Below are 14,884 nucleotides of genomic sequence, written 5' to 3' on the forward strand. Positions count from 1 at the left end.
AGCAACTAACGAACATTAGACAGACGGCACGAACAAGCCGTAAAAACGAAAAGAATCTACACACTTGGTCATTCCATCGTTTAGCACAATTCATCGAGTACAAAGCGACATTAGTTGGCATAAAGGTCGAATATGTGAATCCTTCTTATACAAGTCAAACATGTCCGAAATGTTCTGAAAAGAACAAGGCGCAAGACAGAAAATACAAGTGTCAATGTGGGTTTGAGAAACATCGTGATATCGTTGGGGCGATGAATATCCGCTACGCAACTGTGATTGGCGGTAATAGTCAATCAGCCTAAGAACCTATATGGTCTGTCTTAGGAGGGGTGATGGCACACCCTCATCTTGAAGGCTGTTCAAAACAGAAATGGACTGCGAATGCTTAGTCATTCAAGAATCCCATCCGTTACACCGCAAGGTATAGGACTTGCGGCTTTAGCCGTGGGAGTGTCAAAAGTGAGGTGTATTTAATGTCCGTAAGTAAAGTGAAGATTGCAAGGGTTGAAAAAGGTCTGATCCAACAAGGGTTGGTCGATATTGTAAATGTTACACGACATAACATTAGTATTATTGAAAGTAATAATTATAACCCTTCTTTAAACCTTTGCATTCATATAGCTAAAACATTAGATAAAAGTTTAGATAAATTATTTTGGGAGGAATTTTAAAGTGGAAAAACTAAAAAAATGGTTTTCACTCAGTACACATCCAGATGAAAGAATTCAACAAATTGAAATGAAAATTTGGGCTCAATCTGGAATTATTGTCCTATTTATAGCTTTTGTTGATCTTATAATAAGAGGAGCATATCTACACCGTCCATTTTTAGAATGGGCTGCTTCATTAGCCATTATAATTTGTTATATGATATTCGTTGTTATTAAATCTATTCTAACTGGTGTCTATGAAACGGATATTAATAATAAAGAACAATTAAAAGAAAAATTAAAAGAAAAAATGAGTAATACCTTTATTTTTTGTTTTGTCGCAATAGGTGCTACCACATACAAATATAACTTACCTGAAGATTTCGTTGGATGGTTATCAGTAATAGCAAGATTTATTATACTTTTCGCTGTCCTATTTGGTATTCAATATCTTATTACAGTATTAGCATGGAAGAAATCAAATAAAATTTAATAAGTATAGACAAAAAAGCTTATCTTTTAGCACTTAATGATAAGCTTTTTATTATTTTTTCATCTTTTTGCAAAAACTAGCTGTATATAAATAAATACTACGTTTATAAATAAGGGGGTATCATCTAATATATATTGGATGATACTTTTTTGTTTTATGAACAAAAAGGTATTGAAAGAGTCCTGATATGAATATCAGGACTCTTTCAATGTATATAATTATTTCACTGCCTCTTTTAATTCTTTTCCAGCCTTAAAAGCAGGTGCTTTTGAAGCTGCGATTTGCATTTCTTCACCTGTTTGTGGGTTACGTCCTGTACGTGCAGATCTTTCACGTACTTCAAATGTACCAAAGCCAAGAATCTGTACTTTCTCTCCATTTGCTAACGCATTTGTTATTGTATCTAATAATGCTTGTGTTGCTGCTGCAGCATCTTTTTGTGTAAGTTCAGCTTTTTCTGCTACTACTTTTGTTAATTCTGTTTTATTCATTTTCTGCACCTCTTAATATGTAATTAGGTGACTATTATAACGTGTGTGTATTCATGACGCAATTATACTGTACTTAGAAAAAGCCATAGCAAGAGCAAGAGGACAATGTCTGTGTAAAAGGCATAAGGAGGATATTAATTATCGCTTTAAACTCTGTTCATATTTCTTTACATCTTCCAGAGTTTTAAATGTTAACACATCAAAAACTCCTTTTTCATTCCCACATACAACAACAAAACCATCTGTTGCTTCCAGAACTCTACCGACGCCGCCATCTGTAAGTGAAATATTGGTGAGATGTTTTACGTTCAGTTTTTCTTCTTTTTGAATGTAAGTAGTTATGGGTGTTCCTACAGGAAATGCGTCTGTGATCTCTTTTGTTGTATATGTGCCATCATCTACTGATTGAGTTTTAGTTGTAATGGAATTAGTTTGAGTGGCACATCCTGTTGAACATATTAAAAGAATGCCAGTAATCATACTTACACATGCTGTTTTTACCATTCACAAAATCCTCCTATAACTGTTCGTATCGTCAACCTATTTAAGGTAACAAATTATATATACGAAGTTTGTTGGTTTATGTGAGTCGTAAATCAACAAAGATACAGGTATTTTGCCAGAATGTGTTTCAAACAAAAGAAAGGACACCCAAAGGTGCCTTACTGCGACTGGCACCAGCGTAATATGGTATTGGGTGCCAACCCGAGTATTATTTTGCCACATTAAGTAATTTTGGTTGTTGAGAAATATAATTCAAATCTATATGTTGTTTACTTTTGCTTCGTTAGATTTTTTGTAGTGGATTCTTCAATCTGTTCAGGTTTAATTTTAATTTCAGGGGTTATTGCTATTTTGCTATCCGGTTGCACATAATAACGGTATTTTTTGCACCAGAACAAAAAAGTTATTAAATGTAAAAAAGTTAAAAGTCGAAACGTATGTTATTATTATATTGAGAATTATAAATTAAAGGTGGCATCTGGAAGGGAATAGTTAAAAATGAAAACAATAAAGGGGAAGTTATCTTTTAGCATTGATATTATAGGTTGTATCCTTTGCATTATAATGTTTATTATAAGTCTTGTTAATTTTAGAACATGGGTACACCCATTTTTATTCCTTATCTTCGGACTAATTTTCTTCATTAATATAGTAAATACCCGTAAGAGAAAAGGGCGTAATTCAAATTAAAATAAAATTGTATCCGTATAACCAAAAAACGCTATTCTTTTTGTAGAGATATACAGAGAGGATGGCATTTTTTATAATTTTTTTTGTTTCAAGATGAACTTCAATGATTTGCTGAGGGATTATATCAATATTTTCCTCCTTCACTTTTAGAACAGCTTGCTAGAGGGGGAGATTTTGTTTAAAGAAAGGGAGCTTTTGCGATGTTACCTAATTATATAAAAATAGCTCATGAGATAGCCAAAAAAGCCCATGCTGGACAAGTAGATAAAGCAGGTATGGATTATATCAAACACCCTGAGGCAGTTGCTAGATTTGTAAATACGGCCGAAGAGAAAGCTACTGCTTATTTGCATGATGTTCTTGAAGATACTGAGATAACAGCTGCTGATTTATTAAGTGCTGGTATACCTTATAACGTGGTTGAGGCAGTGCAGGTACTGACAAAAGAGAAATACACGCCTTATTTTGAGTATCTGAGCAGAGTAAAAGAAAATTCTCTTGCCCGCACAGTTAAACTTGCAGACTTAAAACATAATTCTGATCGCTCAAGACTAGCTAGGATAACAGATAAAGACCTAAAACGATTGGAGAAGTATCGCAAAGCGATTCAGTTTTTAGGGGAATAAAAGAAACAGCAACTTCTTAAGTGACAATTTCTTATAATACTAGTTGTTTAAAGAAACTCCTTCTTGCAATGTTTTAAGGCATGTAAGAACAATTCTCTGGTTGTTAAAAAATAAAAAAATAAGAGACGATATTCTAAAGGAGTCTAGAATATCGTCTCTTATTATAAGCCTTAAAACGTTAATTCAGGAATATGTAAATGGTTTTTTAATAAGTTCCAAGTCTCATCTAGAATGGGTTTTGGTGGTATGTAAATAATTGTTCCATCCCGACCTCTTGTTAAAATAACTCTATATGCATTGAGTTTAATTTGGAATGGATCTTCAACACCCCATTGATAGTGTTGCCCCTTCCAAGTCCCATTTTGTAGATATAGATCATCATCCCAATGAACAAGCGTCATATCTAGTTCAAGTCCCTGTGTTTGGAATTCAGTTGAGCTGTAGTTGAGCGCTCTACAATAGTATTGGGATTCGGCATAGTTAAAGTATTGAGCGATCTTACTAGGGCGTTCATATCGTTCACCTCTTGGTAGAACAGGGACTTCTTTTTGATGATCAGCGCCACCAGCACAGACAACGCCAACTGTTTTTGTATCATCCTGATAAAGCTGATGTAAAGTGTGTTTGGCTTTGGCTAAATCACGCGTAATAAAAAGTTGATAATGTTCTTTTGGTAGCTTATGAATAAGCTGTTTTGTTTGTTCAAAATTAGCATCTAATAAGGTATTAATAATTTTATAGTATTTTAAAGCTGCATGAGCACGGAAAGATGAGTTTAAATGTAGCTGAGAATGTGTTCTATAATGTGCTGCATTTGTGAATATAGAATTAGAATGTTTAGAGTGAACAGTCACGTTTTTTCCAGCGATCGCATGATTCCACAGGGCGAGACCGCCTTCTTCTCCAGAATAGATCTCCTGTCCGTCTCCGATTAAGCCAATTGTTACACTCCACGGTTTATTGTTTGTTGTAACATTCATTATAATATCTGGTTCACTTAAGTTTTGAACTTCTCGATTTCTTCGAGTGAGTGATTGATCGACTTTTTTTGTATCCCATGCTCGTTGGGCCTCATCAAAAATGATTATTTGTTCTTTTGGAATCATTCTCTTTTCGAGAAAATCCATTTTATAGCCATATAGACCTTGTACGAAGGTTCTATTTTTCAACGTATCTTGTAATACGTCTACTAATGGGCCGTTACCAGATAAATAAACTGCATTTTTCATCTCGTGTGCAATGGTCAGACCTAAATATGTTTTACCTGCTCCCGGCTCACCAGATACTAAAATGAGATGATGGGTATTTGTACGTTGAGCTTCTTCAATAATTGAGCGTACAGTTTGTTGTACTTCTGGAAAGTTACTGCTTGATACAGCTTTAATGTCAGGGAGCGGTTCATTATTTAAAATGGATCGAGCAGCTTCTAGCATAGAAGGTGAGGGTTCATAGACACCATCGATTATTTCCTCTAGCGTCAAAGTTGGTACTTTTGTTTTATTGATGATTCGTTTAAGAATGCTTTCCAATCCATCAACAGTGGAGAGGGTTACTTGATATTCTTTTTGGAAAACCCAGCGTTCACCTTCATAGTTTGTAAGCAGCAAAACACCTATGACTTGCATGTTAGATTGTTGAATAGCTGAGTGATAATGTTCAAGATCACGCATATAAAGAGATGTTTGGATATATTCAGAAGGTGAAACGCTATTATAACTTTTACATTCGAGGACTATCAGATAACCATTGATCAGTAAAAGTACATCTGGGCGACGACCGCCTCCGCGTAAAATCTCATATTCAAAAATAAGTGATGCATCTAAATTAGAAAATCGATTAAATAAATCTTGTAGTTTATTATAACTATCAATCCATGCTCTCTTTTGAGAATCTATTTTTGGATCATTTGTATTGTTTTTATAAACATGAGCTAACAATTGTTTAATAAAAAACTGTACATCTAATTGCTTAAATTGTTCAATAGTTCCAGCCCAGCCATAGTTCAAGATAAAGGCCCCCTTGAAGTGTAGTAGGATATATGTATATTTCTATTATACGAAATGATATAACTAGTTTGGAATAAGAAAAGAGTTAAGTCGTATTTTTTCTGGGTAATTTTGTGGTAATAAAAGATTTTCTTTATATGTTGAGGGTTATTGATAACAAAAGAATTGATTTAGATGAAGATATTTTATGTTTAAACATAGTTTCTTAACTAGATCACGAAATCATATTATTAACCAATTATCACTTTTAAATAAAGTCACTATGTTTTGAAAAAGATGCGATAAAATATAAAAAGGAAATGGACCATTTGTTAAAAAGATCAATTTCCTTTTTACGATTTAAATATATTTAAATTTTATTATAAAAGAACCTAAATCATAGCCTGTTTTTATTATTGCTATAGCTGAAATTATAGCTAATGGGTATTTAATAGATGATTTGTTGAGAAATTCCTTTATGTTTTTCATGTTGTAGACCTCCATTGTATTGATATTATTAATATATATAGTATCACAAACATAGTGGTTAAAAGCCATTATATTTATCCCAATTAAATATAATGTGAAGAAGGGTACTTAAATTGACGGAGAACGAAACAAAATAATGGGTAACAAAACGATCAAATTTTTTATAAAAATTGCATACTATTTTACAAAAAAGAATCCATTTTGAACAAGCTTATGTCAGATTCTTCTTATTTATCATATAATATGTGTTTGTGTTACTATTACTATTTAATAAAGTTGTATTCTTTATTAAATAGAAGTATCGTTTATAAAAATTGTACTGTTTTCAGTCCTTTTTATTTTCAAGTTAATGTGATATATTCATAACATAAAGAGCGAAATATATCACATGGAGGTTTTTATGAAAAATAAATTGTCTTATTTAGGATTTCTCGGTTTTTTGGGTTTTTTAGGTCCGTTTACACTTTTAGGCAATATTTCATGGGCATATTATTTTTTCGGTTTCTTTTTCTTTTTCGCATATGCAAAAGTAGTACCAGATGAGCTTTTTATGCTACATGTTCGTATCGCTGCTACAAGGGCTTTTTTCGTAGCAGTAGTACTAGGAAGTATATTACTTTTGAGTGTTTTTATATTAGAAAATTTACATATAATTCGGTTATTCGTTATAATTTCATTTTCCATACCTTTAGGCACATTTATAATTAATTTAGAAATATTTGAGCGCAGAGAAAAGAAAGGAATGCAAGATGCCACTTAAGACTAGAATGAAAGAATATAGAGTAAAGCTAAATATGTCGCAAGAAGATTTAGCCAAGGAGGTTGGTGTTAGAAGAGAAACAATTGGCAATCTCGAAAATGGAAAATATAATCCTTCCTTCAAACTTACTTATGATATTGCGAAGGTTTTAAAAGCACCTCTTGAAGTTCTGTTTTGGTTTGAAGAATAGTTCATGTATGAGTAAATGATTATGATAGATATGTTCATGAGTTTTGAACAATCTTTTTTATAAAAACTAAATGCAGATTTCTAACAAGACTCCATTTTGATTAAACCTTTTTCAAAGTGGAGTCTTTTTGTTTACCATAAACTATGGGTTTGTGGTTTTTTGTTTAAATTTCATTACAAATCAACATTAATTTGCGAATACCTGGTTTGTAGATAAAAGAGAGCCGCAAACATCTGTATGCAATATATAAAAGGTGCCAATTCTATTGTTAATAATGGAGATTGATAGCTCCTCTACGTTCACTTTTATAGAAGAGGGGAGATGAAATAAGCTAAGATACAGCTGTTTTAGTAGATTTGCTTTATTTTTCAATTAATTTGAATGCAGGTGATAATTTGTTAAATACACTATGTTGTTCATTTCCTTCTTGGTTCATACCTGCCTGATAAGATGAAAATCCTTTATACGTTTTTCTTTTCCATTGCCATAAGCCATTACTTTGATCGAATTCACCATAGTAATGATTGTAATCAAGTTTGTTCCCAGTGTTTTTATTAAAATTATTGCTAATAAAAATACGGCTATTACTTGCATAGATTTGGTTATTGGTAATTACATTGTTCCGAGTATCGTAATTTAATTCGATTTGGCCACTCTCTTGATCTTTTGTATCATTTTTATAAATTACATTGTTCGTAATTGTGTTATTTTCTGCATATCCTTGCTGACTATCATATCCACCAATTGCAATGCCACTCATGATATTATTGGATATCGTATTGTTTCTAACCGTAATTTGGCTTGCACTTTTTCCTGCATGTTCGCTAGCTACTTCAATACCGAGGTCGTTTTCATAGCTTTGATTTTGCTCAATGATAATTTCCTTCCCACCATCCACGTAAATACCATCAGCGGAATATTCATTATAACTCGTATTATTGATGGATGAATTGAGATGGACAATGTTATTACGAACAACTCCATTTCGTGCCTGATCTAAAGCAGCTACTGGGGATACGCCTTCATGTCCAATTAGAACAATTCCGATGTTGTTGTTATCATGCACTTTGTTATTGGTAACTTCAAAAGAATCTACATTTCCATTCACAGCAATTGCTTCACTCAATCCTAATTTCAAATTTGCTACTTCGTTATTATCAATGACAATATGATTTAAATTATTTTGTGCACTAGATGAAGTACCGTATACAGCAATACCGTGTGCATTTCCATCCTTAACATTTGCTTCAATGTGGTGAATATAATTATTTCTAATATCAATGTAACTTCCTGTTCCAGAGATATAAATACCAATAGGGGTTTCGTTAACTTTCGTTGACTTTAAGTTACGAAATTCTAATCCTTTTACTTGAATATAGTTTTTGTCTTCTATTGTAAATAACCCATCATCTTCTAACTTGACATTAGAACCATCAAGAATGACTTTTTCATCTTGGTAATTTTGAAAAGTAATGGGTGCGCCTGAGACACCAGAATGAGCGACACGAACTTTTTGTTTATAAACTCCGCCTCTTATGTAGATTGTACTTCCTTCTTTCGCGACATTAGCAGCTTTTTGAATGGTAGCGAAAGGTTGATCTAATGTGCCAGGATTGAGGTCATTTCCTGTTGGAGATACATAGTAGTTTGTAACAGAAATTACATTGCTATTGGATTGTGCAATGGTAGAGGCAGGGAGTGTGAAAATTAACATACTGAAAGAAAGTATAAAGATAAAAAGAAATTTTTTTAATAAGGGAAATAAGGTTTGATATTTCATCATGATCCTCCTTCTTTTTTTAGGCATTCCTTCTCAACTATATAGTTAAAACTGATGATTTATATCTTGTTTCAATAAAAAAAGACCTGGAACTGAATTCCGGGTCAAAGGACATCAACCACCGTGGTCTCCGTCTGCCATCATACTTTGAACGATTTTTATTACGTGACTATCTGTTTGAGATGTATTTCCTAATGTAAACATTAGAGCAGCAGCAATACTCATCACTGTAATTAGCTTTTTCATTTTAAAGCTTCTTTCGAATCGGCTTTTTTCTTAGCTTGAATTGCTTTATAGAAGTATGTACCTGCTTTGGCATGCTGGCCTTGTTCGAAAATCTTTTCTGCTAAAGCATTACAGCATTCATAGATATACTCATATAAATCTTCTCGTTCAAAGTATTCAATTCCTACAAGAGCCGTAGCTTCTAATTTCTCAGCGGGTTGATGCCATTTCTAAAATATTCTCCGTATAATACTCCCCTTGTGTTGAATTGAGAGTCGTTACAAACTATGTTTAGTAAGAACATTGAACTATCTATTTTTTTAATTATAATAATATTATATATAGATATATAATATTAAAAAATTCATTTCAAAAGGGTGGTAATTCAAATTGAATTTAGGACTAATTGTTGGTATTCTGCTAATACTTGTTTTTGTATGGGTTATAATATCAGGGATTCGTAACGGAGACGCTACTATCTCACAAATGTTTGGAAGTGTAATTTGTATTTTTGTATTAATTTGGCTAACTAAAGGTTGCGTACCTATATCAAAAGAATCGTATGAAGAACAAATTGTATCTAATGTTGAAGGCTTCCAACATGATGCTATACAATTTCAAAAAGCTATTGAAAACTCCTTTAACTACTATGAAAAGGGTAATGTAGTGTATTCGAAAGAAGAAGCAAATACTATATTAACAGATATACTTAATATTCAGGACACTGTAAAAAATCTAGAAGAATCACAAAGAGAAATCAAAAAGATGAAAATACCTGATGAATACAATTCCGCCCATACAGATTTGGAAATAGCTACGCGTTACCTTGTATTAGCAGCAAAAGCTATTAGTTTGTTTAAAGAAACAAACGACCCTGAATCTCTAAATAAGGCACATGAGTATCTTAATCAGTACAGTGCCAACATAGAAACCGCAGTTATTGAGTTTAAAAAAGTAAATGATATAGATATTATAAAAAAATAACACATATTAAAACGATTATGTTCTCTAATTTGTGGGCGGAAAATACACACCGCTTTTTTTTTATGTTCAACATTTAAGGACATTCTATTCAATGCTCTAAGTATGTTGTTTTTGCTGATTTAATAATTTAAGAAATTTTTAAGACAATACATGTATGTGAAACTTAAAGATTAGTTGTTGTCAATCTATTAATTTGTTTCATATTCGTACAAACTGGAATATTTTTAAACGGGAGCTTTATAAAATTACTGATTGAATAGATGAGAGGGAGAGTGGTGGCACAAATTAAAGAATGGGGACTAGCAAACCCAAAACGATCTGCATATTAAATTATAATAAAGCTTACTAATATCGATACATTATAGGTTAAAGTTAATAATAAATATATCGTTTTATAATAATGTAATATTTATTGTATTTATGACATAGTTAAATAGTTTTCTAATTGTAAACAAAGAATTTCTTAACTCATAGCTTCATAGAAATTTTCTTTAGTTTATCAAATTATTATGAGAATATATAGGAATATAGGATACTCTCCCCTTAAAGTAGAATGTGTAAAAGACTGTGAGTAAACATGGATGTTACACTTCTAATTTGAGGGGATTTTATTAGGGATTATAATAAACCTGAATTTTTAATTTATTTAGACAGATTAGAATTTTTATTAACAGATGCTTTTTGAAAAATATTACAACGGATCTAATACAAGGTGAAATTCCTGGGTATTTAATCATTTTTCCCCTTCTTTTTATAAGCCTTCCTTCCCAACAATATAGTTTAAACTAACGACTTATATCTTGTATCAATAAAAAAGACCCAGGAATATATTCCGGGTCAAAGGACATCAACCACCATGGTCTCCGTCTGCCATCATACTTTGAACGACTTTTACTACGTGACTATCTGTTTGAGATGTAATTCCCAATGTAAATATTAGAGCAGTAGCAATACTCATCACTTTAATTAGCTTTTTCATTTTAAAGCTCCTTTCGCATCGGCTTTTTTCTTAGCTTGCATTGCTTTATAGAAGTATGTACCTGCTTTGGCATGCTGGCCTTGTTCAAAAATCTTTTCTGCTAAAGCATTACAGCATTCATAGATATACTCGTATAAATCTTCTCTTTCAAAGTATTCAATTCCTGCAAGAACGGTAGCTTCTAATTTCTCGGCAGGGACATTATTATTAATGTCTCTTAAAATTTTAAAGCGATGCTGATATTCTTCATTGTTTAGTTCTGTACAGAGTTGTAATCCTCTTTCAAATAAAGTATTAGCAGTTTCTTGGTTTCCTAGTTTAGAGTGTTCTCTGCCTTCGATGAAAATGGCTTTATAGTGGTTAGGTTTCTTTTCGGATACTTCAGAGAGGTAGCGAATAGCTAATTCAGACATATTTTGCCCTGCATATAATAATCCTAAATTATGACGAACCATTACAGTAAATTTTTCTTCTCCAATTTTTTGGAACAAATCCATTGCTTTTACAAGGTGTTCTTCGGCTAATGCCCATTCTCTTAAATTGGTACATGCCATGCCAAAAAGGTTTTCACAGAATCCTATATTTCGTTCATAGCCTTCATGTTTAGAGAATATTTCTTTTGCTTTGTTAACATACTTAATTGATTGGAGTGATTCGTAAATATCATAATGGAAAGCACCAATTTTATAGTAAAATTCAGCCTGCTCAATTTCATCAGATACCTCATTTAGAAGTTCTTCTGCCTTATCATAATTATTTCTTGCTATTGAATAGCTGCCTACAGTACTTGCATGAATTGCTTTAAAGAAGTGATAGTAGTAGGTTAATATATTATCATGTGGAATTTGAAAAGATTCTATTTTGTCGAAGCAATCCTTTGAAATATTTAAATTGTCTACTATATATTTATAACGAAAATCTAATAGAGAGTAATATAAGTGCAAGCTCTGATCCGAGACATCTTTCATTCTATTATCAATTTCTTCTTTTAGCTGGTGAGCATTATCAATGCGTCTCGCACGAATTTCAATATACCAATCATTTAACATATTAGCGACTACTTCATATTCTGTGACTAAAGTATCCATTGTATCCTCCTCATCCTATTGCAGTATATATATTAATAATAGCAGAATTTGGATATATTTTATCTAAAAATATAGAAAATTACAACTAATAAGGTCGCTATAAGTAAATTTATTTCTACATTTATATATTTTTAGAGCTTATTGGAAGATATATAAAAGGAAAAAAGATAAATAAGAAATATATATTATGGAGATCTAGTAAGTATCAGTTTATAAGATTTCCTGCTGTAAATACAAGAATATGTATAGAATGGATGTAATTTTAGAAAAGTTAAGGTTTTATAAACTATACTTTTCTTTTCTCACTTATTTTTCTCTTTGTGGGTGTTTTTAATTATGATAAATGCTGGACTAATTTTATATGCATTAGATCAGAAAAATACAAATTGAGACTTAAATAAAGAAGGCATAGTTTATAGAAATGAAGCTCCGATTCTTTTTGAAGAAGACAATAAGGTATATGAAGTGAGTAAATATATTATAGGTAGAACAATTTCAGGGATTATTTTTCTTACCGAGATAATAGTATTCATTTATAGTATATATTAGTATATTGTGTATATATGATTAAAAGTGTCAATTATACCTATATGTGTGTGTTATAGGCGGATCTGGAGGATAATTCTATACCTATATCTGTTAGACTAAGTGACCCTAATTTAAAATGTGAAAATGGAAAGGCGTATTTATTTGCTGAACACAAATAGATACGTATTATAAGTTTGCTTTTTTACTCAAAAGTATCTCTTATTATCGAATTTTATTAAGCCTGAAAGTAAAAGATACTTTTATGTATAGTAATAACATTTTAAAATTCATGCAGGTGATAGTATTTCTAGCTATTATTATCTTAACAGGGCTATCTGATTATAAGTATCTAGTTTGTAAAATCAAAATTTTAATATAAAATGCCACATCTCTTTCATTGCTTGAAGATACATATTTTTTCTTTTGGGTAACATCGATAATGAAGATAGGATAAAAGTATGGTAAGTATGAAGTAGTGTATGATCGGAATTGGGGCTAGGAGGTTATTTAGGAATTAATTAAACTACTTATATTTGGCTATACGAATTCAATAACTTTATTTTATAATTAAAATATCTAATTTAGTCTCGTTAAATTAATCCTAGTAATAATAAAATATAAAAAAGATAAAGGTGTTGAAACATGAGTGAATTACATAACTGTTTAATAACTGAACTTAGTAAATTAAAAGAGTCATCAAAGGAAGCGGTTGAAAATATAGAGTCTTTTGATCGTTTTAAGCAATATATGCATATCAAAAGAGAAGTGGAAGATAAACTTAAAGATGTAATAGAAAAAAGTATTGTTTCATCCACTAACCACTTAATTTTAGTCTGTGGTAGCGTAGGAGATGGAAAATCTCATATATTATCTTATTTAATATCTCAGAATCCAGAAATTCGTGAGCATTTTGATATTCATAATGATGCAACTGAAAGCAGTGCCCCGACTAAAACATCAATGGATACATTATTTGAAGTATTAAAAGACTTTTCAGACGAGGCTATTGCATCTGAAAATCCATCGAAAAATATCTTACTTGCAATTAATTTAGGTACTCTAAATAATTTCTTGAATTCAGAATATGCTAACCAATTTACTAATTTAAAAGAATATGTGTTACTAAAGGGCATTTTAGAAGCGAAAATTGAAGAAAATACATTTGAAGAGGAGAGTAAATTTCAATTTGTAAACTTCAGTGATTACCATTTATTTTCTTTAAGTGAAGATGGCCCTGTCTCAAATTTTATTGAAAGTGCTTTAAATAGAATTACTGATCAAAGTGATGAGAACCCATTTTATAAAAATTATACAAGAAACTGTTTGCATAGTTGCTCTTTATCCAATAGGTGCCCAGTCAAGTATAATTATGAATTACTTATGCATAAAAAGGTAAAGAGGGCGATTGTTAAAGTTATTGCAGAGATGATACTTAAATATAAAACAATCATTTCATCAAGAACTTTATTTGATTTTTTCTATCACATAGTAGTAGATACAGAATTGGAACAAAGAAGTGTAAATAATACATTCAAACAGTACGTGACTGCGTTAAATACTAAGCAAATGTTATTAGCATTAATGCCAAATTTATTCTTTAATTCAAGAGATTATTCAGAAACATTTAAAAGTTTAGTGTACTTAGATCCGATTAATAAGCGCTCAGAAACATTGGATACTTTGACTATCACTTTTTATAATACTCAAAGCTTCTACGAATTATTTGAAAATTACATTGAAAAGAAAGTAGTATCAGATACTATTTTGCAGGATATTGTAAGAAACATGGGTGTTGATGACAGGGAAATTGGTATCCAAACTTTATTGCGTTTATATGCTTTTAGTCCAAATAAAGATTATAGGTCTTTAGACATACAAGATGACGTTTATTATTCCTATGTAAAGAATCTTTATTATTGGAATAAAGGAGTGATACCTGAGTTGCTTGGATTATATCAAGATATTGTTATTAATGGTATTTATGAGTGGAACGGAAAAAGTGAAAAAGGGCGTATTAATATATATCCAGGAAGAAATCAATTGAAATATACAATTAGTCAATCAATCAAGATAAAACCATATACTGATAATTTAAAAGTAATTGATAAAGAATATTTAGATAGTTTTTCAACGGATATGACCCTATACTTTATTAATTCAAATGAAGATGATTCGAAAAAATATGAAATTCGTATAGACTACCCATTGTATGAGCTATTAGTAAGGATCAAAGATGGATATAGGCCAAATAAACAGGATAAAAATAATTTTATTAATTTTGTAGATTTCGTAAGTAATATGATTGAAAATAGCAAGGAACAAGAATTAGTAAAAATTACAGAAAAGATTGGTAAAGAATTGAAAAAATATGAATTGACATATCATGAAAATTTTGGGCAATTTGAGTTTAAGGAGATCTAAA

Annotated in this window: 16 protein-coding genes; 8 read left to right on the forward strand and 8 right to left on the reverse strand. The window is 31.2% G+C overall.

Annotated features, from left to right (window positions below):
• The 3 genes from D1166_RS15415 to D1166_RS15425 all read left to right on the forward strand — a co-directional run.
• The coding region (locus D1166_RS15415) for an RNA-guided endonuclease TnpB family protein (RefSeq protein ID WP_133300464.1) at nucleotides 1-302 on the forward strand (302 nt) is incomplete at its 5' end.
• Nucleotides 303-473: 171 nt separating this feature from the next.
• Nucleotides 474-671, forward strand: coding sequence for a helix-turn-helix transcriptional regulator (locus D1166_RS15420; protein ID WP_097862105.1), 198 nt, complete (start codon nucleotides 474-476; stop codon nucleotides 669-671).
• 1 nt (nucleotide 672) lies between these two features.
• A complete protein-coding gene (locus tag D1166_RS15425) occupies nucleotides 673-1,143 on the forward strand; it encodes a DUF6773 family protein (RefSeq protein ID WP_118043348.1) in 471 nt (156 codons plus the stop codon).
• Between the two features lie 218 nt (nucleotides 1,144-1,361).
• Here the strand turns inward: D1166_RS15425 and D1166_RS15430 are convergent, their stop codons facing one another.
• On the reverse strand, nucleotides 1,362-1,634 hold the full coding sequence (locus D1166_RS15430; RefSeq protein WP_001043941.1) for an HU family DNA-binding protein: 273 nt from the start codon (nucleotides 1,632-1,634) through the stop codon (nucleotides 1,362-1,364).
• A 138-nt stretch (nucleotides 1,635-1,772) separates the two neighbouring features.
• Nucleotides 1,773-2,138 (reverse strand): hypothetical protein, encoded by a 366-nt coding sequence (locus tag D1166_RS15435; RefSeq protein ID WP_076775517.1) that lies wholly within the window; start codon nucleotides 2,136-2,138, stop codon nucleotides 1,773-1,775.
• Between the two features lie 890 nt (nucleotides 2,139-3,028).
• On the opposite strand from D1166_RS15435, the gene D1166_RS15445 reads away from it, so the two are divergent.
• The gene (locus D1166_RS15445; protein ID WP_097855496.1) at nucleotides 3,029-3,454 is read left to right on the forward strand and encodes an SNF5 family protein; all 426 of its coding nucleotides are present in this window, start codon (nucleotides 3,029-3,031) and stop codon (nucleotides 3,452-3,454) included.
• Nucleotides 3,455-3,624: 170 nt separating this feature from the next.
• On the opposite strand, the gene D1166_RS15450 is transcribed toward D1166_RS15445, so the two are convergent.
• Together D1166_RS15450 and D1166_RS31790 are read right to left on the reverse strand one after the other, a co-directional pair.
• On the reverse strand, nucleotides 3,625-5,460 hold the full coding sequence (locus tag D1166_RS15450) for a DNA/RNA helicase domain-containing protein (protein ID WP_097855497.1): 1,836 nt from the start codon (nucleotides 5,458-5,460) through the stop codon (nucleotides 3,625-3,627).
• A gap of 339 nt (nucleotides 5,461-5,799) precedes the next feature.
• Nucleotides 5,800-5,928: a hypothetical protein gene (locus tag D1166_RS31790; RefSeq protein ID WP_000789572.1), complete on the reverse strand. Its 129-nt coding sequence runs from the start codon at nucleotides 5,926-5,928 to the stop codon at nucleotides 5,800-5,802.
• A 400-nt stretch (nucleotides 5,929-6,328) separates the two neighbouring features.
• On the opposite strand from D1166_RS31790, the gene D1166_RS15455 reads away from it, so the two are divergent.
• Nucleotides 6,329-6,688, forward strand: a complete 360-nt coding sequence (locus D1166_RS15455; RefSeq protein ID WP_097855498.1) for a DUF3796 domain-containing protein — start codon at nucleotides 6,329-6,331, stop codon at nucleotides 6,686-6,688.
• Nucleotides 6,678-6,878 (forward strand): helix-turn-helix transcriptional regulator, encoded by a 201-nt coding sequence (locus D1166_RS15460; RefSeq protein WP_001128812.1) that lies wholly within the window; start codon nucleotides 6,678-6,680, stop codon nucleotides 6,876-6,878. Before D1166_RS15455 ends, D1166_RS15460 begins: the two co-directional genes overlap by 11 nt.
• Before the next feature lie 361 nt (nucleotides 6,879-7,239).
• Here the strand turns inward: D1166_RS15460 and D1166_RS15465 are convergent, their stop codons facing one another.
• Together D1166_RS15465 and D1166_RS31795 are read right to left on the reverse strand one after the other, a co-directional pair.
• On the reverse strand, nucleotides 7,240-8,658 hold the full coding sequence (locus D1166_RS15465) for a right-handed parallel beta-helix repeat-containing protein (protein WP_098316018.1): 1,419 nt from the start codon (nucleotides 8,656-8,658) through the stop codon (nucleotides 7,240-7,242).
• A 114-nt stretch (nucleotides 8,659-8,772) separates the two neighbouring features.
• Nucleotides 8,773-8,904 carry a hypothetical protein gene (locus D1166_RS31795; protein ID WP_000733998.1) on the reverse strand — a complete coding sequence of 44 codons (132 nt, stop codon included), beginning with the start codon at nucleotides 8,902-8,904 and terminating at the stop codon, nucleotides 8,773-8,775.
• A gap of 369 nt (nucleotides 8,905-9,273) precedes the next feature.
• Here D1166_RS31795 and D1166_RS15475 point away from each other — a divergent pair, with 369 nt between their 5' ends.
• Nucleotides 9,274-9,867, forward strand: a complete 594-nt coding sequence (locus D1166_RS15475; protein ID WP_001048487.1) for a hypothetical protein — start codon at nucleotides 9,274-9,276, stop codon at nucleotides 9,865-9,867.
• Nucleotides 9,868-10,714: 847 nt separating this feature from the next.
• Here D1166_RS15475 and D1166_RS31800 read toward each other — a convergent pair.
• Together D1166_RS31800 and D1166_RS15480 are read right to left on the reverse strand one after the other, a co-directional pair.
• Nucleotides 10,715-10,846 (reverse strand): hypothetical protein, encoded by a 132-nt coding sequence (locus D1166_RS31800; RefSeq protein ID WP_000733477.1) that lies wholly within the window; start codon nucleotides 10,844-10,846, stop codon nucleotides 10,715-10,717.
• Nucleotides 10,843-11,934, reverse strand: a complete 1,092-nt coding sequence (locus D1166_RS15480) for a Rap family tetratricopeptide repeat protein (protein WP_098213333.1) — start codon at nucleotides 11,932-11,934, stop codon at nucleotides 10,843-10,845. The genes D1166_RS31800 and D1166_RS15480 overlap by 4 nt, the downstream gene beginning before the upstream one ends.
• A gap of 1,170 nt (nucleotides 11,935-13,104) precedes the next feature.
• On the opposite strand from D1166_RS15480, the gene dptF reads away from it, so the two are divergent.
• Nucleotides 13,105-14,883 carry a DNA phosphorothioation-dependent restriction protein DptF gene (dptF, locus tag D1166_RS15485; RefSeq protein ID WP_098213332.1) on the forward strand — a complete coding sequence of 593 codons (1,779 nt, stop codon included), beginning with the start codon at nucleotides 13,105-13,107 and terminating at the stop codon, nucleotides 14,881-14,883.
• Nucleotide 14,884: the final 1 nt, after the last annotated feature.

This window comes from Bacillus sp. ISO11 (genome assembly GCF_003458115.1).
Classification (GTDB): Bacteria; Bacillota; Bacilli; order Bacillales; family Bacillaceae_G; genus Bacillus_A; species Bacillus_A cereus.